Origin of the sequence: Streptomyces sp. NPDC057617, assembly GCF_042800555.1 — a bacterium.
Lineage (GTDB): Bacteria > Actinomycetota > Actinomycetes > Streptomycetales > Streptomycetaceae > Streptomyces.
Window position 1 is genome coordinate 275,511 of record NZ_JBHVGV010000005.1, and the last position, 24,010, is coordinate 299,520.

A 24,010-nucleotide genomic window follows, 5' to 3' on the forward strand; every position below is an offset into this window, starting at 1 on the left:
GGTTCAGGCCCTGGTGTGACGGGCAAACATTTACAGAAAACCAAGACTCCGTAAAACGACACACCGGTACAGGCCCAGAAGAGGCAAAATCTAGCCAGTGGTTAATATATGGGTAATGCCTGCGAAACGTTTATGCCGTGCTGAATTCCCTTGTCAGGCAAGGCTTTCGCGCCAGGCGCGGTGCAGACCGGCGAAGCGGCCCGTGCCGGCGATGAGATCGGCGGGGGTGCCGTCCTCGACGACACGGCCGTGCTCCATCACCAGCACCCGGTCCGCGATCTCGACCGTCGACAGCCGGTGAGCGATCACCACCGCCGTACGCCCGTGCAGGACGGTGCCCATCGCGCGCTGCACCGCCCGCTCGCCCGGGATGTCCAGCGAGCTGGTCGCCTCGTCGAGGATCAGGACCGCCGGGTCGGCGAGCAACGCGCGGGCGAAGGCGACCAGCTGGCGCTGGCCGGCGGAGATCCGGCCGCCCCGCTTCCGTACGTCCGTGTCGTAGCCGTCCGGCAGGCCGCTGATGAACTCATGGGCGCCGATGGCCCGCGCGGCCTCCTCTATCTCCTCGCGGGTGGCCTCGGGGCGGCCGATGGCGATGTTCTCGGCGACCGTGCCGGAGAACAGGAACGCCTCCTGGGTCACCATCACCACCCCGCGCCGCAGTTCGGGGGTGTCCAGCTCGCGCAGATCGACACCGTCGAGCAGGACCCGGCCGTCCGTCGGGTCGTAGAACCGGGCCAGCAGCTTGGCGAGCGTGGACTTGCCGGCGCCCGTCGAGCCCACGACCGCGACCGTCTGTCCGGCCGGGATCGTCAGATCGAAGCGGGGCAGCACCTCGCCGCCCGTACGGTACGCGAAGCTCACCCCGTCGAAGACGACCTCGCGGCCCGGGAACCCGCCGGTCAGGGCGGGCAGCGGCCGGGGGCGTGCCGCCTCGGGCACCGAGGGCGTCTGGGCCAGCAGCCCCGCGATCTTCTCCAGCGAAGCGGCCGCGGACTGGTACGAGTTGAGGAACATGCCGAGCCGGTCGATCGGGTCGTACAGCCGTCGCAGATACAGCACGGCCGCGGCCAGCACACCGAGTGCCAGCGTGCCGCCCGCCACCCGGTAGGCGCCCCAGAGCACGATGCCCGCGACGGTGGTGTTGGCGACGAGGCGCGAGCCGATCACATAGCGGGCCATCTCCAGCAGGGCATCGCCGTTGCTGCGCTCATGGCGGTGGTTGAGCACCCGGAACTCCGCGTCGTTGGCCCGCTCGCGGCGGAACGCCTGCACCGGCCTGATGCCGTTCATCGTCTCCGCGAACTTCACGATGACGGCGGCTATCGCGGTGGAGCGCCGGCCGAAGACCTCGGCCGCGCGCCGCTGGTAGAGCCGTACGAGCAGATAGAGCGGTACGAACGAGAGCACGGCCAGCGCGCCGAGGCCCAGGTCCAGCCAGAGCAGCATCGCGCTGATGTAGACGAAGGCCAGCACCACGCCTATGAGTTCCTGGAGGCCCTCGCTGAGCAGCTCCCGCAGCGACTCCACATCGGTGGTCGACCGCGAGATCAGCCGCCCCGAGGTGTACCGCTCGTGGAAGTCCACGCTCAGCGCCTGGGCATGGCGGAATATACGGCCGCGCAGATCGAGCAGGACGTCCTGGTTGACACGGGCGGAGGCGCGGATGAAGGCGTACTGGAAGCCGCCGGAGCCGGCCGCGCAGAGCGCGTACCCGGCACCGATCGCGATCAGCGGACCGTGGTCGCCGGTCCGGAAGGCGGGTACGCCGCGGTCGATGGCGTACGCCACGAGGAGCGGGCCCGCCTGGGCGGCGGCCTGCTGGAGCAGCAGGAGCAGCGCGGCCACCGCGACCCTCGTACGCCGGGCGCGCAGCAGCGACCGCAGCAGAGCGCCGGTGGCGCCGGGCGGTGCGGGCAACGCGTCCCGGCCGAACGGGTCGTCGGCGGGAGCGAGGGGCGCCGGTTCCTGCTCGACAGTCGCGGGCGCCTTCTGGAGCGTGACTGTCTCCGTACCCGTACCCGTACCCGTGCCCGTGCCCGTGCCCGTATCCGTGGCCGGTCCGTCGTCGGGGGCCGGGCCCGTACCCATGGTGCTGGTCGATGTGGTCATCGGACGCTCTCCTCAACGACGTCGGCCCCGGCCTCGGTGCCCGTGACGGCCGCGGGCTCCGTGTCCCGCTCCGCCCCGGACATAAGCCACGCGTACTCCTCGCTGCCCCGCAGCAGTTCCTGATGGGTCCCCACGGCCGCGATCCGCCCGTGCGAGATCAGCGCCACCCGGTCGGCGAGCATCACCGTCGACGGGCGGTGGGCCACGACCAGCGCGGTGGTGTCCTTGAGCACCTGCCGCAGCGCCCCCTCCACCAGCGCCTCCGTATGGACGTCCAGCGCGGAGAGCGGATCGTCGAGCACCAGGAAGCGCGGCCGGCCGACCACCGCCCTGGCCAGCGCGAGCCGCTGCCGCTGGCCGCCCGAGAGGCTGAGCCCCTGCTCGCCCACCTCCGTACGCGCACCGTGGGGCAGATCGCCGACAAAGCCCGCCTGGGCCACCTCCAGCGCCCGCGACAGCGCCTCCTCACCGGCGTCCTCCGCGCCCATCAGCACGTTCTCCGCGACGCTCGCCGAGAACAGCGTGGGCTCCTCGAAGGCCACCGACACCAGCTCCCGCAGCCGCGGGCGCGGTATCAGCGCGATGTCCTCGCCGTCCAGCGTGATCCGCCCGGAGGTCACCTCGTGCAGCCGCGGTACGAGCGCGGTGAGCGTGGTCTTGCCGGACCCGGTGGCCCCGACCAGGGCCATGGTCTCGCCGGGTCTGATGTGCAGATCGATACGGTCCAGTACGGGCGGGGAGTCCGGCCCGGCGTCCGGATAGCGGAACGAGACCCCCTCGAAGCGCAGCCCGCCCCCGGCCTCCGGGAGACCGCCCTCAGGGAGACCGGCCTCCGAGGGACCGCCCTCCGGGAGACCGCCCTCAGGAAGACCGGCTTCTGCGGCCTGTCCGGGCGACGGCTCCGCCTCCTCCTGGACGTCCATCACCTCGAAGAACCGCTCGGTCGCCGTCGCCGACTCCTGGCTCATCGCCAGCAGGAACCCCATCGACTCCACCGGCCACCGCAGCGCCAGCGCCGTCGACAGGAACGCCACCAGCGTGCCCGCCGAGAGCGCGCCGTCCGCGACCTGGACCGTGCCCAGCACCAGCGCCGCGCCGATCGCCAGCTCCGGAATGGTCATGATCAGCGCCCAGATGCCCGCCAGCAGCCGCGCCTTGCCCAGCTCCGTGGTGCGCAGCCGCTGCGCCAGCGCCCGGAAGGCGACGGCCTGGCTGCGGTGGCGCCCGAAGCCCTTGATGATCCGGATGCCGAGCACGCCCTCCTCGACCACCGTCGTCAGATCGCCGACCTGGTCCTGTGCCTGCCGTGCCACCAGGGAGTACTTCGACTCGAACAGCGAGCAGAGGATGACCAGCGGCACCACCGGCGCCAGCAGTACCACCCCCAGCGACCAGTCCTGGAGCAGCAGAATCACAAAGCCCGCCAGGATCGTCGTCGTATTGACGAGCAGAAAGGTCAGCGGGAAGGCGAGGAACATCCGCAGCAGCATCAGGTCGGTCGTCGCCCGCGAGAGCAACTGGCCGGACGGCCACCGGTCGTGGAAGGCGACCGGGAGCCGCTGGAGATGGCGGTAGAGATCGGCGCGCATCGCCGCCTCCACCGACGACAGCGGCCGGGCCACCAGCCAGCGCCGGAAACCGAACAGCACCGCCTCCACGATCCCGAGCAGCAGCAGCGCCAGCGCGCCCAGCCATACGCCCCCCGGGTCCCCGTCGGTGACCGGCCCGTCCACCATCCACTTGAGGACGAGCGGGAACACCAGACTCAGGCACGACGCGACTATCGCGACAAAAGCCGCACTCAACAGCCGCGCGCGCACCGGTCGTACATAGGGCCACAGCCGCAGCAACGAGCGCACGGAGGACCGGTCCTTGGTGGTTGCATCTGTCTCGGACATCACGAGCGAGCCTACGGTTGACCACTGACATCGCTCATGTGTTTTTCCGCCAGTCGAGTGTGCGCTCCGTCTGTCGTATGTCCGCATCAACCGAATGGCTGATGGCCTTTCGAGCGTGATGGCCGATGCCCGGAGCCCGCCCCGGAGGCGACGCTCGGGGCATGGCGATTATCGAAGTGAGCGGACTGCGCAAGGAGTACGGGGGCCGGGCCGTCGTGGACGGGGTGTCCTTCGCCGTGGCCGAGGGGGAGATCTTCGGGATCCTCGGCCCCAACGGCGCGGGCAAGACGACAACCGTCGAATGTGTCGAGGGTCTCAGAACCCCCGACGCCGGTACGGTCCGGGTGGCCGGCCTCGATCCAGTCGCCGACCACGAGCAGGTGACGCGCGTCCTCGGCGCGCAGCTCCAGGAGAGTGAACTCCAGGCGAAGCTGACCGTACGGGAGGCGCTGGAGCTGTACGCGGCGTTCTATCCCAGGCCGGCCGACTGGCGACCGCTCGCCGAGCGCCTGGGGCTCACCCCCAAGCTGACCACACGGTTCGCGAAGCTCTCCGGCGGCCAGAAGCAGCGGCTGTTCATCGCGCTCGCCCTGATCGGTGCCCCGCGCGTGGTCGTACTCGACGAACTGACCACCGGTCTCGACCCGCGGGCCCGCCGGGACACCTGGAGCCTGATCGAGGAGATCCGGGACTCCGGGGTGACCGTGCTGCTCGTCACCCACTTCATGGAGGAGGCCCAGCGGCTCTGCGACCGGATCGCCGTGATCGACAAGGGCCGGGTCGCGGCACTCGACTCACCGGGCGGGCTGATCGCCCGGTCGACGGCCTCCACCGTCATCTCCTTCACGCCCTCGCGCCCGCTCGACGACCGCGAACTGGCCGCGCTGCCGGGGACCGCGTCCATCGAGACCCTCGGGGACCGGATCGTGATCAACGGTACGGACGAGACCGTCAACGCGGTGATCTCCCTGCTCGCGCGGCACCGGGTCACGGCCCGCCAGCTCCGGGTCACCGAGGCCTCGCTGGACGACGCGTTCCTCGATCTCACAGCGGAAGCCACAGCAGACGCCACAGCGGAAGTCACGGCAGGCGCCACGGCAGGCGCCACGGCCGGAGCCGTCCCCGGACCCACCGCCGGAGCGGCGCCCGACACCGGATCCGCCCCCGTCGTTTCGTACACCCCCGCCGACCGCCCCGAAGAGAGGCTCTGACATGTCCTCCGCGTCCACCGCCGTCCTCAGGACCGAGGCGCGCCTGATGGCCCGCGAACCCGGAATCCTCTTCTGGGTCGTGCTGTTCCCGTCTCTCCTCCTCACGATCCTCGGGCTGATCCCCACCTTCCGCGAGACCGACCCGGGGCTCGGCGGGCGCCGGGTCATCGACCTCTATGTGCCGGTCTCCGTACTGCTCGCGCTGATCATGGCCGGGATCCAGGCCATGCCGCCCGTGCTGACGGGCTATCGCGAGCGGGGCATTCTGCGCCGGATGTCCACCACTCCGGTACGGCCCGCCTCCCTGCTCACCGCCCAGCTCGTCCTGCACGGCCTGACCGCGCTCTCCTCGGCGGTGCTGGTGATCGTCGTGGGGCGGCTGGCCTTCGGCGTACGGCTGCCGGAGCAGCCCGCCGGCTACGTGGTCGCACTCGTCCTCACCGCGGCGGGCGCGCTGGCGCTGGGCGCCACGGTCTGCGCGCTGTCCCGTACGCAGAAGATCGCCGGGGCCATCGGCTCGGCCGTGTTCTTCCCCGCGATGTTCACGGCCGGCGTCTGGGTGCCCGTACAGGTGATGCCCGACACCCTGCGGACCGTCGTGGAGTTCACGCCCTTCGGCGCCGCCTCCGCGGCACTCGACCAGGCGATGCGCGGGGACTGGCCCGGCTGGGCGCACCTCGGGGTGACCGCGCTCTGGGCTGTTCTTCTCACCGGGGCCGCGGCACGCTGGTTCCGCTGGCAGTGAGGGCAGTCAGGGCAGTGAAACCAGCGAGGCGCGGGGGCCACAGGAGCGGGGGAGGGGGAGAGCGATGCGCGAAGTGACGGGCCGCGCCTGGACGAGCGGCCCGGGACCGTACGGCGCCTCCGGCCGGCCGGTCTCCATAGAGGAGCGCTGGGAGCAGTTCTACCGCTGGGGCCCCTATGTCCTGCTCGGCCTCTCCACCCTGATCGGCGGCGCCGTCGCCGCCGATCTCCCCATGAGCCGCACCGAGATGTATGTGGCGGCGGCGCTCGTCCCGATGGCCGTCGTCCTCCAGCTCTGGTGGGGCCGGATACGGCAGGGGCTGCCCGAGCACTCGCTGCCCGGCCAGGTCTACTACGGCCTGCGCACCGCCCTCGCGTTCACCCTCACCTGGCTCAACCCGCTCTTCGCGGTCTACGCGGTCCTCGGCTACTTCGACGCCGCCCCTCTCCTGCCCAGGCGCCTGGTCCGCCTCGGACTGCTGATCACCGCCGTGACCATGGCGGGCTCCAACGCGGGCGGACTGCCACCCGTCAGCCCCGTCCACTGGATCCTCTTCGCCGGGCTCTTCGGTCTGCACGCCTGCCTCACCCTCGTCTTCGCCCATCTCGGCACCCGCGAGGCCGAGGCGGCCAAGGAGAAGGCCGAGACCATCGCCGAACTGGAGCTGGCCAACGCCCGGCTGGAGCAGGCACTCGCCGAGAACGCGGGCCTCCACGCCCAGCTCCTCGTACAGGCCAGGGAGGCCGGGGTCGCCGACGAGCGCCGCCGGCTCGCCGCCGAGATCCACGACACCATCGCACAGGGCCTCGCCGGGATCATCGCCCAGCTCCAGGTCGTGCACGCCACCACCGATCCCGCGCTGGCCCGCGACCACCTGGAGCGTGCCGCCGCGCTCGCCCGGCACAGCCTCGGCGAGGCGCGCCGCTCCGTACAGAACCTCAGCCCGGCCGAGCTGGAGGACGACACGCTCCCCGAGGCGCTCGGCAAGACCGTCGCGGCCTGGGCGGAACGGTCCGGCGTCCGGGCGCGGTTCACCGTCACCGGTACGGAGGAGCCCCTGCACGACGAGGTCGCGGCGACCCTGCTCCGTATCGCGCAGGAGGCGCTCGCCAACACCGAGCGGCACGCGAAGGCCACCCGCGCGGGCGTGACCCTCTCGTACATGGGCGACGAGATCAGCCTCGACGTACGGGACGACGGGCGCGGCTTCGACCCGCTCTCCGTGCCACCGCGCTCCGGTACGGGCGGCTTCGGCCTGGACGGTATGCGCGCCCGCGCCGAGCGGATCGCCGGGACCGTCACCGTCGAGTCCGAGGAGGGACAGGGCACGGCCGTCTCGGCTCGCGTACCGTTGGTCCGCCATGGCTGAGCAGCGGACCATCACCCTGATCGTCGTCGACGACCACCCCGTCGTACGGGACGGCCTGCGAGGCATGTTCGAGTCCGCGCCCGGCTTCGAGGTCCTCGGCGAGGCGTCGAACGGCGTCGAGGGTGTCGCGCTCGCCGCCCGGCTCGACCCCGATGTGGTGCTGATGGACCTGCGGATGCCGGGCGGCGGCGGGGTCGACGCGATCGCCGAACTCACGCGCCGCGGCGCCCGTGCCAAGGTCCTCGTCCTCACCACCTACGACACGGACTCCGACACCCTTCCCGCGATCGAGGCGGGCGCCACCGGCTATCTGCTGAAGGACGCGCCCCGCGAGGAGTTGTTCACGGCGGTACGGGCCGCCGCCGACGGGCGTACGGTCCTCTCGCCGGCCGTCGCCTCCCGGCTGGTCTCGCGGGTACGGACCCCGGCCGCGGCGGGCCGGGAGCCGCTGTCGGCGCGCGAGCGCGAGGTGCTCGAACTGGTCGCACGGGGCACCCCGAACAAGGAGATCGCCGCCGAGCTGTTCATCAGCGAGGCGACCGTGAAGACACATCTCACGCACCTCTACGCCAAGTTGGGCGTCAAGGACCGGGCGGCGGCGGTCGCGGTGGGGTACGACCGGGGCATCCTCGGCTGACCGGGGCGCGTCATGCCCGTACGCCTCAGGTCCGCGGGTCCTCGTGCCCGTACCGGCTCAGGTCCGCACTCTGAACAGCAGGACGGAGCGCGCCGGGGCCGTCACCGTCGCGCCCGCCCGGTAGACCGTCCCCGGCGCCCGTGTCTGGTCCTCGCGCGCGGTGTCGACGAGCAGTTCGTACGTCCGTGCCCAGGGCGGTCCCGGCAGGGTGAAGCCGGCCGGTGCGCCCGCCGCGTGCAGGACCGTCAGAAAGCTGTCGTCCGTGATCTTCTCGCCGCGCTCGTTCCGCCCGGGGATGTCCCGCCCGGAGAGGAAGAGCCCGAGCGTCGAGGCCGGCGCGTACCAGTCCTCCTCGGTCATCTCCTTGCCGCGCCGGGTGAACCAGGCCAGGTCCCGCAGCCCGTCCGGCGCTTGGGGCAGACCGGAGAAGAAGGCACGGCGGCGCAGGACGGGATGGGCGCGGCGCAGGGCGAGCAGCCGGGTGGTCAGCTCGTACAGACCGCGTGCTCCGTACGGGTCGGCCGCCCGCTCATCCGCTTGTGCACCCGGCGGGTCCAGCAGTGACCAGTCGACCCAGCTCACCTCGCTGTCCTGGCAGTACGCGTTGTTGTTGCCGCCCTGCGTACGGCCCATCTCGTCGCCCGCGACGAGCATCGGCACCCCGGTCGACACCAGCAGCGTGGTCAGCAGATTGCGGAGCTGACGGCGGCGCAGGGCGTTGACCGCGGGGTCGTCGGTCCCGCCCTCGACCCCGCAGTTCCAGGACCGGTTGTCGTTCGTGCCGTCCCGGTTGCCCTCGCCGTTGGCCTCGTTGTGCTTCCGCTCGTACGACACCAGGTCGCGCAGGGTGAAACCGTCGTGCGCGGTCAGGTAGTTGACGGAGGCGTACGGCCGCCGGCCGCCCCACGCGTACAGGTCGCTCGACCCGGAGAGCCGGTAGCCGAGATCCCGTACATCGGGCAGGGCGCCGCGCCAGAAGTCCCGTACGGCGTCGCGGTACCGGTCGTTCCACTCCGTCCACAACGGAGGGAACGCCCCCACCTGATAGCCGCCGTTGCCGACGTCCCACGGCTCGGCAATCAGCTTCACCCGGCGCAGCACGGGGTCCTGGGCGATCACCGCGAGGAACGGCGACAGCATGTCGACGTCGTGCATCGAGCGCGCCAGGGCCGCCGCGAGGTCGAACCGGAATCCGTCGACGCCCATCTCCGTGACCCAGTAGCGCAGCGAGTCGGTGATCAGCCGCAGCACATGGGGCTGGACCACATGGAGGGTGTTGCCGCAGCCCGTGTAGTCGGTGTAGCGGCGGGCGTCGGAGGGGAGCCGGTAGTAGCCGCGGTTGTCGATCCCGCGCAGGGAGAGGGTGGGACCCAGCTCGCCGGCCTCGGCGGTGTGGTTGTAGACCACGTCGAGGATGACCTCGATCCCGGCCGCGTGCAGGGCCCGTACCATCCGCTTGAACTCGCCGACCTGTTCGCCGCGGGTGCCGTCCGAGGCGTAGGCGGCGTGCGGGGCGAAGTAGCCGATGGAGTTGTAGCCCCAGTAGTTGTGCAGCCCGCGCCGCAGCAGATGCTCCTCGTGTGCGAACTGGTGTACGGGCAGCAGCTCGACGGCCGTCACGCCCAGCCGCCGCAGATGCGCGATCGCGGCGGGGTGCGCGAGGCCTGCGTAGGTGCCGCGCAGCTCCTCGGGGACGCCGGGGTGGAGCTTGGTGAAGCCCCGCACATGGAGTTCGTAGATCACCGAATCGGCCCAGGGCGTCTTAGGCCGCCGGTCCTCCGCCCACTCGTCGTCGGGCGCGTCCTCGTGGACGACGACGCCCTTGGGGACGTACGGCGCGGAGTCGCGGTCGTCGCGCACGGTGTCGGCGACATTCCGCTGCGGCCAGTCACGCACATGGCCGTACACCTCGGGAGGCAGCCGGCGGTAGTCGTTCCCGCCGGAGGCGTCGACGGCGCGGGCGTACGGGTCGAGCAGCAGCTTCGACGGATTCCACCGGGCGCCGGTCCACGGATCCCACCGCCCGTGCACCCGGAACCCGTACCGCTGGCCGGGCCGCACCCCGGGCACGAACCCGTGCCAGATCTCATGCGTCAGCTCGCCGAGCGGCAGCCGCGTCTCGGTGCCGCTGTCGTCGAACAGGCAGACCTCGACGGCATCGGCCCCGCCCGCCCACAGCGCGAAGTTGGTCCCGGAAACCCCGTCGGGCCCGGTACGGAAGCGAGCACCGAGCGGAGTGGGCGCGCCGGGCCAGACGGGGGGCACGGGCTCCGCGGGGTCCCGGCGCCGCCCATTGACCCCGTACAACGGAGAAGCACCGGAGCGCCGGGCCTGGGCGGGCTGAGCGGCCTGGGCGGCCTGGCCCGACCGGTCGTCGCGGGCCGTCTGGCCGGCCTGGCGTCCCTCCGGGGCGGGCCGGCCCTTCTTGGCCGCTCGGTTCGGCCGGTCGTCCCGGGCAGGCCGGGTCTCCCGGTCCGGCCGGTCCGCTCGGTCCGGCGCGCCCGGCGTGCTCGTGCCCGGGGCGGGCCGGTCTTTCTCCGGCTTCGCGGCGGCCGCCTTCCGCGCGCGTTTCGTCGGCTGCTGCTCCGGCTTCCGGTCGGCTGCCTTTGCCACCTGTTCGGCCTCCCGCGGCTCACGGGCCCGCGGGGCGGGGCGCGCGGCGTCCCGGCCGTGGCTGTCCTCGCGTGGTCCTCGCAACTGTTGTGCCCGCCAGAGGGCCCGCACTCACGTTTCCCCCCGAGGGGGGTCGTCGTTGGGCGGATCGTGAGACATGTACTGAAACGGGCGAAGCGGGCAGGGGTCGGCGTGGCCGTCACCCTGGCATGGACGGGACTGCTGGCCGGGCTGGCCGCCGGTCTCGCGGGGTGCGCCGACCGGGGGAGGTCCGCCGACAGCAAGCCACGGACGCCGAGGGACACCATCCTGATCAGCCCCGCGAACGGCGAGAAGGGCGTCGGCGCGGCGGACCGGATCGAGGTACGGGTGCCCGACGGCCGGCTCGAACGGGTCAGGGTCGTCCGGATCGAGGACGCCCGCCCCACCGAGCTGCCGGGCCGTCTCTCCCCGGACGGACGCACCTGGACACCCGAAAGGGGCGCGCGGATCGAGTTCGCCGCCAAGTACAGCGTCGACGCGGTGGCCGTGGACCGCCGGGGCCGCCGCTCGGCCCGGCACAGTACGTTCACGACGGACGTCCCCACCCACCGCTTCACCGGCTACTTCTCGCCGGAGGACGGCGCCACCGTCGGCACCGGAATGATCGTCTCCTTCGACTTCAACCGGCGCATCCGCGACCGCGCCGCCGTCGAGCGCGCCATCGAGGTCACCTCGGAACCGCCGGTCGAGGTGGTGGGCCACTGGTTCGGCGGCCGGCGCCTCGACTTCAGGCCGGAGGCGTACTGGGCGCCCGGCACCGAGGTCACCATCTCCATCGCCCTGAGGGACGTCCAGGCGGCCCCCGGTGTGTTCGGCATCCAGCGCAAGACCGTGGGCTTCACGGTCGGCCGGTCCCAGGTCTCACGCGTCGACGCCAGGAAGCACACCATGGAGGTACGGCGGGACGGCGAGCTGCTCTCGACCCTGCCGATCACCGCGGGCGCGCCCGGCACCACGACGTACAACGGCAAGATGGTCGCGACCGAGCTGTACGACGTCACGCGCATGAACGGCGAGACGGTCGGGTTCGGCGGCGAGTACGACATCAAGGATGTGCCGCACGCGGTACGGCTGACCACGTCCGGGACGTTCCTGCACGGCAACTACTGGGCGCCGGACGAGACGTTCGGTACGGAGAACGTGAGCCACGGCTGTGTCGGGCTCCAGGACGTCAAGGGCGGCGCTGCCGACTCCCCGGCGGGCTGGTTCTTCTACCGGACGCTGATCGGCGATGTGGTGGAAGTGGTCAACTCCCCGGACCGCACGGTCGCTCCGGACAACGGGCTCGGCGGCTGGAATCTGACGTGGCGGCAGTGGAAGGCGGGCTCGGCCCTGCACTGACCCCGGCCCGTGCTCGTAGAACCCTTACTCGTACAGCCCGGATGACCTGCGCCGTCCCGGACTTGTTGGGACGGAACGGTGACATTCGTGTGCTCACCGTGTCGCGCGCGGTGTGATTATCTGTCGTGCGCGTGCACTTCAGCGCGCGGGGGTGCGGGCCGTGGCGGGGCCAGGCCGTGTCTGCCAGATCCCGTCTGGCTCGCGACGCCTGGCACGCACGCTCGCTGCGTTGTCGGAGTCGCCCGAGTACGTCCAGTACACGGGCGATCCTCCGCCTTGCGATCGCACGCACCAGACGCCGCGAGCCCCGCCCTGCGGGCGGACGACGCTATCTGTCAGACACGGCCTGGGCCGTGCGAGGGGAGACGACCAGAGTGAACGAGCTGCCGATACCGGGCAAGCGGCGGGGACATGGGGGAACGGGGCCGCTGGCCCTGATGCTGGGCGCGCTCCTCCTCGTGGTCACCGCGTGCGGCGGCGGGGGCGGGGCCTCCGGCAAGGACGGCGGGGACAAGAACGGCGGCAAGGACGCGGCGAAGGTGCGGAACGCCGCCTCCGTCGCGGTCGTGACCATCGCGCCGAAGGACAGCGCCAAGGGCGTCGCGACCACCGGCGCCCTCAAGGTCTCCGCGGCCAAGGGCAAACTGACCACCGTCACCGTCCAGGACGACAAGGGCAATCCGGTCGAGGGCAAGCTGTCCGCGGACGCCGCCACCTGGGAGCCGCTCCAGCATCTCGCCGGGGCCACCAAGTACAAGGTGCACGCGATCGCCAAGGACGCCGACGGCCGTGAGTCCGCCAAGGACACCACCTTCACCACCCTCGTCCCGAAGAACACCTTCATCGGCCACTACACGCCGGAGGACGGTTCGACGGTCGGCGTCGGGATGCCGGTCTCGATCAACTTCACCCGGGGCATCACCGCGCCCGAGGCCGTCGAGAACGCCATCACGGTGACGGCCGACCCGCCCGTACCGGTCGAGGGCCACTGGTTCGGCAACGACCGGCTGGACTTCCGGCCCGAGAAGTACTGGGCCGCGGGCACGAAGGTGACGGTCGAGCTCAACCTGGACGGCGTCGAGGGCCGCCCGGGCGTGTACGGCAAGCAGGCCAAGACCGTGTCGTTCACCATCGGCCGCAGCCAGGTCTCCACCGTCGACGCACGCGCCAAGACGATGAAGGTCGTACGGGACGGCAAGCAGATCAGGAAGATCCCGATCACCGCGGGCGCCCCGTCGACCACCACGTACAACGGGCAGATGGTCATCAGCGAGAAGTACGAGGTGACCCGGATGAACGGCGCGACGGTCGGCTTCGGCGGCGAGTACGACATCAAGGACGTGCCGCACGCGATGCGCCTGTCCACCTCGGGCACCTTCGTCCACGGCAACTACTGGGCGTCCCGGTCCACCTTCGGCTCGGCCAATGTGAGCCATGGCTGCGTCGGGCTGCGGGACATCCGGGGCGGCGGGAACAACGGCACCCCGTCGGCGTGGTTCTACAAGAACTCGCTCATCGGCGACGTGGTCGTCGTCAAGAACTCCAAGGACAAGCAGATCGCCCCGGACAACGGCCTGAACGGCTGGAACATGCCCTGGGACGAGTGGGTCAAGTAGCGGCGGCCCTCCACCGGGCTGATACGGCCACGGACCCGCGCACGGTGACAGTGCGCCGGGTCCGTTGTCGTTAGCGCCGGTTAACCTGCGTCCTATGGCATTCGTGAACCTGGAAGTTTCCGGCGGCGTCGGCACCATCCGGCTCGACCGCCCTCCGATGAACGCGCTCAACACCTCCATTCAGGACCGGCTGCGCGAGCTGGCCGAGGAGGCGGGCCGGCGCGAGGACGTCCGCGCGGTGATCCTTTACGGCGGCGAGAAGGTCTTCGCGGCCGGCGCCGACATCAAGGAGATGCGCGACATGGACCACGCGGCGATGGTCGTACGCTCCCGGGCGCTCCAGGAGTCGTTCACCGCGGTGGCCCGTATCCCCAAGCCCGTTGTCGCCGCGGTCACCGGATACGCCCTGGGCGGCGGCTGCGAGCTGGCCCTCTGCGCCGATTTCCGGATCGCCGCGGACAACGCGAAGCTGGGCCAGCCCGAGATCCTGCTGGGGCTGATCCCCGGCGCGGGCGGCACCCAGCGGCTGGCCCGCCTCGTCGGCCCCTCCCGGGCCAAGGACCTGATTTTCACGGGCCGTCAGGTGAAGGCCGAGGAGGCGCTGTCGATCGGTCTGGTCGACCGGGTGGTCCCGGCGGCGGAGGTGTACGAGCAGGCGCTGGCGTGGGCCGGGAAGCTCGCCCAGGGGCCCGCGCTCGCGCTGCGCGCCGCCAAGGAGTCGGTGGACGCCGGTCTGGAGACGGATCTGGAGACCGGCCTCGCCGTCGAACGGACCTGGTTCGCGGGCCTGTTCGCGACGGAGGACCGCGAGCGCGGCATGCGGTCCTTCGTGGAGGAAGGTCCCGGCAAGGCCAAGTTCCTCTGAGAGCGGCCCGCTTGGACACGGAGAGCCACCGCGTCAACCCGGCGCACCGGCCCGCTCGGCTTAGCGGGGCCTTAAGAGAACCTTAAGTGTCATCGCGTGATCACTCTTGGCGATCATTGGATCGCGAGGCGTCATCGCAGGTCAGCACCTCTGTGCAAGGCCAAGTTCTGTCAATGGCATATGCCCTTCGCGCCCCCTGGAATGATTCATTCCGGGGGGTCTATTCCCCCGGAACGGCCCCGGAACGGCCTCTGGGCGGCCATGATGGGGGGCATGGCGGGCCTGGAGGGTGTGGAACAACCGCGGCAGCGCGGTCATGCGGTCGCTGCGCGGGGGATACCGTCCGTCGATGACGAACAGGCGCTCAGGGCGCTGGAGTTGTTCGGCAATCCGACGGAGGCTGAAGTCCGGCTGCCCTCCCGCCCCGAGTCCGCCTCGGCCGCCCGCAGGATCACCCACAGTGTGGTGCTGCGCCAGTGGGCGCTCTCGCCGCAGACCGCGGAGTACGCGGTGCTGCTCGTCTCGGAACTCGTCGGCAACGCCGTACGGCACACCGGCGCGCGGGTCTTCGGGTTACGGATGCTGCGCCGCCGCGGCTGGATCAGGATCGAGGTACGGGACCCCTCGCGCGGGCTGCCCTGTCTGATGCCGGTGCACGAGATGGACACCAGCGGGCGCGGTCTCTTCCTGGTGGATCGGCTCTCCGACCGCTGGGGCGTGGACCTGCTGCCGCGCGGCAAGAACACCTGGTTCGAGATGCGGGTGGCGGACCGCCAGACCCACTGAGCCGCGCGGGCGGGCCTCAGCCGGCGAGCACTCCGGGCCGCCGGATCCCCTGAGCCGTCCGGCCTCCCCGAGCCGATCGGTCCCCTGCCCTCCGGTCCGCCCCCGCCGCCCTCCGCCGCGCCGTTCTCTGCGGGCGGAGGACGCTATGTGGCAGACACGACCTATCCGGGTCAATCGTCACCTTTCACCCCGGGCGCCCCTTAAATGGGGGAGTGATCCCGATCGACCGTCGCAGAGCACTGCGCGCAGCAGCCGGCGCGGCCGTCACGGGCGCCCTGGCCACCGGCTGTACGGACCGTACGGACAGCGTCTCCGGCGCGCCCGGCTCCGTACCGCCCGGCTCCCGGCCGCCGCCGTCCTCCGTACCGCCGCACGGGCGCGGTACCGGGCCGGCCGCCCGTACCGCGCCCGCGCCCCGGCGGTTTCCCGGGCAGCCCGCCGAGATCGCGCACGGCCCCCGGGACCGCGCCCGGGTCGCGCTCACCTTCCACGGGCAGGGCGACCCCGCCACCGCCACCGCCGTACTGGACGAGGCGGAGCGCGCCGGAGCCCGGATCACCGTTCTCGCCGTGGGCGGCTGGGCCGACGAACACCCGGCTCTCGTACGGCGCGTCCTCGACGGCGGCCACGACCTCGGCAACCACACGCTCCACCACACCGACATCTCAGCGATGGACGAGACCGAGGCGTACGCGGAGATCACCGGCTGCGCCGAGCGGCTGCGCCGGCTCACCGGCTCCATCGGCACCTGGTTCCGCCCCTCCCGTACCCAGCACGCCACCCCGCTCGTCCGGCGGCTGGCGCAGCGGGCGGGCTACCCGCACGTCCTCTCGTACGACGTCGACTCCCTCGACTTCACCTCGCCCGGCGCCCCGGCCGTCGTCCGTACCGTCACCGGGCAGATCCGCAACGGCTCCGTGGTGAGCCTGCACTTCGGCTACGCGGACACGGTCGCCGCACTGCCCGCCCTTCTCGACGCACTGGAACGCCGCGGCCTGCGCGCGGTGACGACCACGGAGCTGCTGACCTGATGCTTCCTCCTCCCCTCACCCGGACCACCGCCCTGCTCGGTGCCGCGGGCCTCGCCCTGCTCGCGAGCTGCGCGAGCCCCGACGACCGAAGGGGCGGGGCGAACGCCTCCAAGGCCACCGCCCGGCCAGCCGTGGCCCGGCCGAGCGCGCCCGCGGGACTGCCCGGCATGCCGCCGGTGCAGGACCCCAAGGACATCTATGCCGCGGACCGGCCCAACATGCTCTCGCCGGTCGTGAAACGCTTCCCCTCGCGGGTGTACGTCCCCAACACCAACTCCGACACCGTCTCGGTCATCGACCCGGCGACCTACGAGGTCATCGAGACCATCGAGGTCGGCAGACAGCCCCAGCACGTCGTCCCCTCCTGGGACCTGAAGACCCTCTGGGTCAACAACAACCGCGGCCACACCCTCACCCCGATCGACCCCGCCACCGGCAAGGTGGGCGAGTCCGTCGACGTACACGACCCGTACAACCTCTACTTCACGCCCAACGGCAAGTACGCGGTCGTCATGGCCTCGCTCGACCGCCAGCTCGTCTTCCGCGACCCGCACACCATGAAGGTCAAGAAGACCGAGCCGGTGACCTGCGCGGGCGTCAACCACGCGGACTTCTCGGCGGACGGCCGCTACTTCATCGTCTCCTGCGAGTTCTCCGGCGAGCTGCTGAAGGTCGACACCGAGAAGATGGCGGTGACGGCCCAGCAGAAACTGCCCTTCCAGGGCGCGATGCCGCAGGACGTGAAGATCTCGCCGGACGGCAAGACCTTCTACATCGCCGACATGATGGCGCACGGTGTGTGGGTGCTGGACGGCGAGAAGTTCACCACCCCGAAGCTGCTGCCCACCGGCAAGGGCGCCCATGGGCTGTATGTCAGCCGCGATTCCCGGGTGATGTACATCTCCAACCGGGGCGAGGGCTCCGTCTCGATCTTCGACTTCCCGAAGAACCAGCTGACCAAGAAGTGGCACCTGCCGGACGGCGGCAGCCCGGACATGGGCGGGGTCTCGGCGGACGGCAAGGTGCTGTGGTTGTCCGGGCGGTACGACTCGGAGGTGTACGCGATCGACACCGTCACCGGCAAGCAGCTCGCGCGGATCCCGGTCGACGGCGGGCCGCACGGGCTGGCGGTCTATCCGCAGCCGGGACGCTACTCGCTGGGGCACACGGGCGTCTTCCGCTGAGGGACGGGGCCAGGCCGGAGCGGGTACGGGCCCGTACGGGACTGGGCCGAGGGGCTCGTCGGGGCCCGGTCGGGGAGACCGGGCCCTTTGTCAACTCGCCTTCCGTTCGCCGCTGTTCGGGGCCGACACGCCCCCATTCGGGTGATGGTCCACGGCCCGTCGCCGTCCAGCGGAGAGGGTGCTCCCCATGATCACCTCTCGCTCGCGGCAGCGGGCCGCAGCCGTCGTCCTGTCCGCCGTCGCCCTTCTCGTTCCGGTCACCACCACCGAGGCCGCGCCCACCGCTTCCGGGCCCGCCGTCTCGGCGCCCGCCACCGGCGGTCCGACGCTCACCGGACCGACCCTCACCGGGGCCGCTCCGGCGGTGCCGGCCACCGCGGTCGCCGCCGAACGCTGCCCCGTCGTCAAGGACCCGCTGTTCGCCGCGGCGGACCGCAGGGTCGAGCTGAACCGGATCACCCCGGCACCGTCCTGGCGCACCAACTGCAAGCAGCTCTACCGTGCCGACAGCCGTCCGCCGGAGATCGTCTTCGAGCAGGGCTTCCACCCCAAGGCGACCCTGGACGGCCAGTACGACGTCGAGAAGTACGTGCTGGTCAACCAGCCCTCGCCGTATGTCTCCACCTCGTACGACCACGACCTGTACAAGCAGTGGTACAAGAGCGGCTTCAACTACTACATCGACGCCCCCGGCGGTATCGACGTCAACAGGACGATCGGCGCCACCCACAAATGGGCCGACCAGGAAGAGGTCGCCTTCCCCGGTGGGATCTCGCGTGAGCTGATCGTCGGTGTCTGCCCGGTCGACAAGCAGAAGAAGACCGAGATCATGACGGAGTGCGTGGACAATCCGCACTACAAGCCCTGGCGCGGGTGACTCCACGCGAGCCGATAATCTGACCGCGTCAGAACGGCACCACGAAGGGGCGGGACAGTGGCAGACATCGACGACGCGCGCAAGGCGTTCGAGCGGTTCGACGCGAACGGCGACGGACTGATCACGGCGGCCGAGTACAAGAGCGTGATGGCGCAGCTCGGGGACTTCCATGTCACCGAGACCGTCGCGCAGGCCGTCATCAACGCCCATGACGCCAACGGCGACGGGCTGCTCACCTTCGACGAGTTCCTGGCCTCCCGCAAGAACGGCTGACAGGCGCGAGAAGAAGGACCGCGGCGACCGGTCCCGGCGGCCGGCGGGCCCGCGCAGGCCCGCCGGTCCCTCGTGCGCGCCGGTCGCGTTGCCGTATCCCGCACCCGGAAGAGACGATCAGAAGGTGATATCTCCGGGTCCGTCCGCCGATGACACCACTGGCTCTCCGGGGCGCGGCACGGCCGTGACCGGGAGCCTGATCGCCCTGGGAACCCTGGCCGCCACGCTCGCCGTCCTCGGCGCGCTGCTCGGCGCGGACGCGGCCGGGCGCGGCACCGGTGAGCTGCGAATACCCGGCTCGGGCCGTACGACCGCGCTGCGGCTCGCCGTCTTCGCCGCCCTCGCGCTGCACCTCGGCGAACTGGCCGGCGGCCGGCTCGCCCGTACCGGACCGGCACCCCGTAGCCGCGCGGTGCCCGCCGCACTCGCCGGGGCCGCCGCCTCGGCGGCGCAGATCCTCGTCCTGGCCGCCGTCAGCGGGCTGGACATCACCACCGTGTACGGCACCACGGACGGCCGTCTGCTGCTCGTGATGGCCAACGGCTTTCTGCTGGCCGCGGGCTGTGCCGCCCTGGGCCACCCGGGCTGGGCCCTTCTCCCGCTGGCCGCGGTCATCGGCGCGGAGTCGCTACGGGCGCATCCCGAGCCGTACACCCCGGTGCTCGGCGTGGCGCTGACCGTCGTCCATCTCACCGCCGCCTCGCTGTGGACCGGCTCCCTGCTGTACGTCCTGCGCACACTGCGGCTGCGGCGCGGCGATCCGGCCGGGGCCAGGGCGGTGCTGGTGCGGTACGCCCGTCTCGCCGTCTGGCCCTTCGTCGCGCTGGCCGCCACCGGTACGGTCTCCACCCTGCGCAGGCTCCCCGCCGATGTGGTCCTGACCACGGCTTACGGCCGTGTCCTGATCGCCAAACTGGTTCTGGTCGCGGTGGTCAGCGCGCTGGCCCTGACCGCCCGGCGCCGGCTGCGCCACGGGCGGGATCCCACGGCTCCCGCCCGTGCGGAGCTGGTTCTGCTGGCGGTGGTCGTCCTGCTCTCGGCGATCCTCACGGTCGTACCGGACCCGCACTGGCTCAGCGTGCAGTGACCGGGGCGGTGGCCGGCGCGCCGTGCGCGCCGTGAAACGTGTCCCGACCGGTGTCCGTTTCGTGAGGCGCGGGGTCCGGGTCTGGGTAACCATGGGAGGACGCAGGCGCAGTCCCCTGCGAGAGCCTTGTCGGGAGGCCCCGATGGATGACTATCCGGAAAGTTATGAGCTGGTGTTCCAGGCGTCGGCCGTGGAGGACGACGTGGTGATCGTCCGGCGTACGGCCGCCACGGGAGCGGGCGGATTCCCCGTCTACGAGGACGAGACGGGCATCGTCCGGGCGGAGATCAGCGACCGGGGAGAGGTGCGCATGCTGGCGAGCGGCGGACACCAGGAGCTGGGCGCGCCCCTGCTCGTACGGTCACTGAGTTCCTGAGCCGCTTCGCTCCTGAACAGCCCGATTCGATCCGATTCGATTCGCCATCGGTCATGCCTGCCGTGCGCGACAGGCATGACCGACGCATGCCGGGTGGGCGAGCGGGTGTGTCAGGGCGCGCAGGTCTCCGTGAAGCTGGTGAGCGCGGTGCAGCGGTACGGCGCCGGGTTGATCACCGACGGCGGCCGGCGCAGCTTGGTGGCCTGCTCGTAGGCGTACGCGTAACCGACGAGGGCCGGCTCGCTCCATGCCGTACCGAGGAACGAGATGCTGAACGGGCGCCGGTTGGCGGCCTGGTAGCCGGCCGGGACGCTGACCGAGGGGTACCCGGCCTTCGCGCCGATGCCCGCGCTGCCGCTGTTGGCGAAGAGCAGGGCCGTCAGATCGTTGTCCTTCATGACCGCGTCGATACGGTCCTTGCTGTCGGCCAGGTCCTGGGCGCGGCTCGCCTTGTAGGCGGCGGTGTCGGCGCTGTCCGCGCCGAGGTCCTTGGCCTGCGAGTTGAGCGCGTTGACCTGTCCGAACTTCAACGCCTCGGTGGGGTGCGCGGTGTTGTACGCGATGATGTCGGCGAGGCTCTTCATCGGGGCGTTCCTGGGCAGCCTGGCCAGATACGCGTTGAGGTCGCGCTTGAACTCGTACGACAGGACCGTCGAGCTGTGGCCCGAGGTGTCCAGCGTGACATCGACGAGCGTCGCGCCCTGGTCCTTGAGAGCGGTTACGGCCGCGTCCCAGAGGGCACGGTTGTCGGTCCCGGCGGCCGGGACCTGGCTGGCGACGACCCCGATACGGGCCCCGCGCAGCGCGGTCGTGGACAGGTCGTCGGTGAAGTCGTGCCCGACGAGCGGGTTGGCGGCGGTGGCGGGGTCCTCGCGGTCCTTCCCGCTCAGGGCGGTGAGCGTGGCCGCCGCGTCGGCGACGGTACGGGTGAGCGGGCCCGCGGTGTCCTGGCTGGCGGCGATCGGCACGATGCCCGTACGGCTGGCCAGCCCCACGGTCGGCTTGATGCCCACCACGGAGTTGGAGTACGCGGGGCTGAGGATGGACCCGGAGGTCTCGGTGCCGACGGTCACGGCGCCGAGGCCGACCGACGCGGCGACACCCGAACCGGCACTGGAGCCGCTGGGGGACTGGCTCCCGTCGTACGCGTTGAGCACCTGGCCGCCGAGCGAGCTGTAGCCGCCGGGCATCCCGGAGGTGAGGTAGTTGGCGAACTCGGTGAGATTGGCCTTGCCGAGGATGACCGCGCCCGCCTTGCGGAACTGCGCGACGATCGGCGCGTCCTTGGCGGGGTACGAGCGGGCGAGCGCCACGGACCCGGCGGTGGTCGGCATGCCCGCGACATCGATGTTGTCCTTGACGACGACCGGTATACCGAGCAGCGGACTGTGCGGGCCCTTGCCGCGCCGCATCCGGTCGGCCGCGGCCGCCTCTTTCATGGCGTTCGGATTGACGGAACGTATCGCATTGAGGGACGGGCCCTGGGAGTTGAGGGCCCGGATGCGGTCCAGATAGGCCTCGGTGAGTTTCGTACTCGATATCTTCCCCGAGTCGAGGAGACCGTCGAGCTGGGCCACGGTCGCGCTCTCAAGGTCGATGGACAGCGGTTTTCCGGAGGAGTGACCGGTCGCGCCGGCTCTGGACGAGGTCACCGAGACCGTGGCGGCGACCATCAGCAAGGCAAGGGCGAGGGCTGCGGCATGGCGGCGGCTGAACCGTTCGCGGGCCGGGGAGTTGGTGTCGATCGTATGCTCCTGGCGAAGGGGAAACGGACCTTTGGCCAGAGCATCGAAACGGCACTCCTTGTCGGGCGCATATCCCCCTGATTTCGGCCAAGTTGCCATCCCCGCACGCGAACCGGGGCGTGTCCGGCCCGCGGCGTGCGGGCCCCATGGCCGGCCGACGCTGACGCTCGTCCAGATGCGGCAACGACTTTTCGAACTCGGCTGCCAGGACGGCCTCGGTCCATTTACCCTTCGTTCGTTTTATGAGGCGCGATTCCCCCGCTGCTGAGTCCTGCCGCACCCGCGTCCAGATAATTGGAGCGCCGCGAACACGACAGTGCGCATTGCGAAGAGGTGTCGGAGAAAAGGAAGGGGATGGACATCGTGCCTGTTTGCAGGTTAACTCTTCGCAAACGCGCGTAGCGTCGATTCGAAGTGCTGTTTGCGTCGTCCGCAACGATGCAGATGAGTGACGTGCGGTGCGCGCACAACTTCCCGGTCCGGGAACGCGTATGCGCGTCACGTGAGAATGGCTGGAACACTCGGTGGGGCTGCCGGCCTGTGTAAGGATCAATCCGGTTCGCGAGTTGTTCCACTTCGGGGAAGGCGTATTCGGTGACTCGTTTGCGGCATGGAAACAGGCTGTTGCACAAACTCTCCGCACAGTCGGCGTCGACACCGGCGGAAAGGGCGGCGAGGGAGCGCCGGAGGAATTCAAGGTTCCCTTGTCCGGCTCACTCCATGTCCTCGGCGCCGACGGCGCACGAGGTGCGATTATCCCGCGCACCGCTCTCCTGGCTCGAACCCATTGTGGGAACGGAGCGAGTGGCGAGCGTGGAGGCCGAGTTACGAGCGGCGAGCGATCGCCTCGACGGGCGCACCGTGTGGCACATCAGCGACAATCCGGCGCGGGGCGGCGTCGCCGAACTCCTGCGGGGCAACTTGCCCTACCTGTCGGGCGGGGGCATCTCCACACGATGGGCCACTCTCGACGCGCCCCCCGAATTCCGCCAGTTCACCAAGGCGTTGTACTACCACCTGTGCGGCGTGGCGCCGGCGTCACCCACGAAGAAGTCCATGCCGGCGACGGATCTCGAACACGGCCGCCGGTTGTACGAGCGTGTGTGCAAGGAGGCCGCGGCCAGGCTCGCCTCCGTGATGGACCGGCGCTCCGTCGTCGTCCTCCACGATCACCAGACGGCCGGTCTGATCCCTCATCTGCGTGAGGCCGGCTGCACCGTGCTGTGGCGGGCGCACATCGGTTCGGCGCTGCGGCAGGAACTGGCCGCGCCCGCCTGGGACTTCCTGAGCCGTTACCTCCCCTCCGCGCACCGGCACATCGCCTCGTACCTCGGAGTCCTGCCCGCCAACCTTTCGGAGGCCGACAGCCATATCGTCCCTCCGTCGATCAACCCGCTGTCCCCCAAGAATCTCTTCCTCCAGCCCGGCATCGACCCGTCGCGGCTGCTGGCCGCCGCCGGGCTGATCCAGAACGGGATCGAGGCGGTGCCCGGCGTGCACGCCTTCAACGACCTCCTTCTGCGGCACCCCGTGCGGATCGTCCGGAGCGGCGGCCCGGTGCCCGTGGACGCTCCATTGGTCACTCAGGTGAGCCGCTGGGACCGGGTCAAGGACATACCGGGGGTGATCAGGGGGTTCACCGAGCATGTCGACCCCGCCTTCGGCGCCCATCTGCTGCTGGTCGGCCCGAGCACCACGGGCGACCGGCAGGCGCAGCAGGTCTTCGAGGAATGCCGTGAGATCTGGTCGGCACTGGGGAAGGGACGGGAGCGGGTGCATCTCGTACAGGTACCGACGGACAACCCGTCCGAGCACGCGCTGACGATCAACGCCATCCAGCGCCGTTCGACCATAGTGATCCAGAAGAGCCTGGCCGAGGGCTTCGGTCTGACCGTGTCCGAGGCGGCCTGGAAGGGGCGGCCGGTCGTCGCCGCTCCGGTGGGCGGCATCCAGCAGCAGATCGAGCACGGCGCGACGGGGCTGCTCCTCTCGGGCCCCCGCGACCTCCAGGGGCTCGGAGAGGCGATCAACCGCCTGCTCGGGGACCGCGGTTACGCCGACGAACTGGGCAGGAACGGGCGTGAGCGGGTCCTGCGCCACTTCCTCATCGACAGCAACGTGCTGAGTTTCGCGCGGGTCCTGTCGGATGCCGCACCGGTCCACTGAGGCCGCTCGGACCAGCCGTTCAAGAGGCCGCTCGGA

Annotated in this window: 18 protein-coding genes and 1 pseudogene; 15 read left to right on the forward strand and 4 right to left on the reverse strand. The window is 70.9% G+C overall.

Annotated elements, in window-relative coordinates:
* Positions 1–153: 153 nt before the first annotated feature.
* Together ACFU9P_RS15145 and ACFU9P_RS15150 are read right to left on the reverse strand one after the other, a co-directional pair.
* Entirely contained in the window at positions 154–2,112 is a 1,959-nt protein-coding gene (locus ACFU9P_RS15145) for an ABC transporter ATP-binding protein (protein ID WP_384080558.1), read from the reverse strand.
* A complete protein-coding gene (locus ACFU9P_RS15150; RefSeq protein ID WP_384080560.1) occupies positions 2,109–4,010 on the reverse strand; it encodes an ABC transporter ATP-binding protein in 1,902 nt (633 codons plus the stop codon). Before ACFU9P_RS15150 ends, ACFU9P_RS15145 begins: the two co-directional genes overlap by 4 nt.
* A 161-nt stretch (positions 4,011–4,171) precedes the next feature.
* Here ACFU9P_RS15150 and ACFU9P_RS15155 point away from each other — a divergent pair.
* The 4 genes and pseudogenes from ACFU9P_RS15155 to ACFU9P_RS15170 form a co-directional block, all read left to right on the forward strand.
* A pseudogene (locus ACFU9P_RS15155) lies at positions 4,172–5,068 on the forward strand (ABC transporter ATP-binding protein); the annotation flags it as partial.
* A 154-nt stretch (positions 5,069–5,222) separates the two neighbouring features.
* Positions 5,223–5,966, forward strand: coding sequence for an ABC transporter permease (locus tag ACFU9P_RS15160; protein WP_384080563.1), 744 nt, complete (start codon positions 5,223–5,225; stop codon positions 5,964–5,966).
* Between the two features lie 64 nt (positions 5,967–6,030).
* The gene (locus tag ACFU9P_RS15165; RefSeq protein WP_384080566.1) at positions 6,031–7,335 is read left to right on the forward strand and encodes a sensor histidine kinase; all 1,305 of its coding nucleotides are present in this window, start codon (positions 6,031–6,033) and stop codon (positions 7,333–7,335) included.
* A complete protein-coding gene (locus ACFU9P_RS15170) occupies positions 7,328–7,972 on the forward strand; it encodes a response regulator (protein ID WP_384080569.1) in 645 nt (214 codons plus the stop codon). The genes ACFU9P_RS15165 and ACFU9P_RS15170 overlap by 8 nt, the downstream gene beginning before the upstream one ends.
* Before the next feature lie 57 nt (positions 7,973–8,029).
* Here the strand turns inward: ACFU9P_RS15170 and glgX are convergent, their stop codons facing one another.
* A complete protein-coding gene (gene glgX, locus ACFU9P_RS15175; RefSeq protein ID WP_384081020.1) occupies positions 8,030–10,279 on the reverse strand; it encodes a glycogen debranching protein GlgX in 2,250 nt (749 codons plus the stop codon).
* Between the two features lie 498 nt (positions 10,280–10,777).
* On the opposite strand from glgX, the gene ACFU9P_RS15180 reads away from it, so the two are divergent.
* The 10 genes from ACFU9P_RS15180 (at position 10,778) to ACFU9P_RS15225 (ending at position 20,063) form a co-directional block, all read left to right on the forward strand.
* The gene (locus tag ACFU9P_RS15180) at positions 10,778–11,968 is read left to right on the forward strand and encodes an Ig-like domain-containing protein (protein ID WP_376371649.1); all 1,191 of its coding nucleotides are present in this window, start codon (positions 10,778–10,780) and stop codon (positions 11,966–11,968) included.
* Positions 11,969–12,405: 437 nt separating this feature from the next.
* On the forward strand, positions 12,406–13,584 hold the full coding sequence (locus ACFU9P_RS15185; RefSeq protein WP_384081023.1) for an Ig-like domain-containing protein: 1,179 nt from the start codon (positions 12,406–12,408) through the stop codon (positions 13,582–13,584).
* 94 nt (positions 13,585–13,678) lie between these two features.
* Positions 13,679–14,449: an enoyl-CoA hydratase/isomerase family protein gene (locus ACFU9P_RS15190; protein ID WP_376371646.1), complete on the forward strand. Its 771-nt coding sequence runs from the start codon at positions 13,679–13,681 to the stop codon at positions 14,447–14,449.
* 261 nt (positions 14,450–14,710) lie between these two features.
* Entirely contained in the window at positions 14,711–15,235 is a 525-nt protein-coding gene (locus ACFU9P_RS15195; RefSeq protein ID WP_376371644.1) for an ATP-binding protein, read from the forward strand.
* 212 nt (positions 15,236–15,447) lie between these two features.
* Positions 15,448–16,266: a polysaccharide deacetylase family protein gene (locus tag ACFU9P_RS15200; RefSeq protein WP_384080574.1), complete on the forward strand. Its 819-nt coding sequence runs from the start codon at positions 15,448–15,450 to the stop codon at positions 16,264–16,266.
* Entirely contained in the window at positions 16,266–17,450 is a 1,185-nt protein-coding gene (locus ACFU9P_RS15205; protein WP_384080577.1) for a YncE family protein, read from the forward strand. Before ACFU9P_RS15200 ends, ACFU9P_RS15205 begins: the two co-directional genes overlap by 1 nt.
* 187 nt (positions 17,451–17,637) lie before the next feature.
* Positions 17,638–18,327: an ADP-ribosyltransferase gene (locus ACFU9P_RS15210; RefSeq protein ID WP_384080580.1), complete on the forward strand. Its 690-nt coding sequence runs from the start codon at positions 17,638–17,640 to the stop codon at positions 18,325–18,327.
* 57 nt (positions 18,328–18,384) lie between these two features.
* Positions 18,385–18,600: an EF-hand domain-containing protein gene (locus tag ACFU9P_RS15215; protein ID WP_376371633.1), complete on the forward strand. Its 216-nt coding sequence runs from the start codon at positions 18,385–18,387 to the stop codon at positions 18,598–18,600.
* An 88-nt stretch (positions 18,601–18,688) separates the two neighbouring features.
* Positions 18,689–19,687, forward strand: a complete 999-nt coding sequence (locus ACFU9P_RS15220) for a CopD family protein (protein WP_384080583.1) — start codon at positions 18,689–18,691, stop codon at positions 19,685–19,687.
* Positions 19,688–19,829: 142 nt separating this feature from the next.
* Complete coding sequence (locus ACFU9P_RS15225; protein WP_384080586.1) at positions 19,830–20,063, forward strand: DUF6296 family protein; 234 nt, start codon at positions 19,830–19,832, stop codon at positions 20,061–20,063.
* A gap of 110 nt (positions 20,064–20,173) precedes the next feature.
* On the opposite strand, the gene ACFU9P_RS15230 is transcribed toward ACFU9P_RS15225, so the two are convergent.
* Complete coding sequence (locus tag ACFU9P_RS15230) at positions 20,174–21,907, reverse strand: amidase family protein (protein ID WP_384080589.1); 1,734 nt, start codon at positions 21,905–21,907, stop codon at positions 20,174–20,176.
* A gap of 621 nt (positions 21,908–22,528) precedes the next feature.
* Between ACFU9P_RS15230 and ACFU9P_RS15235 the strand changes: the two genes are divergently transcribed.
* A complete protein-coding gene (locus ACFU9P_RS15235; protein WP_384080592.1) occupies positions 22,529–23,974 on the forward strand; it encodes a glycosyltransferase in 1,446 nt (481 codons plus the stop codon).
* Positions 23,975–24,010 lie beyond the last annotated feature (36 nt).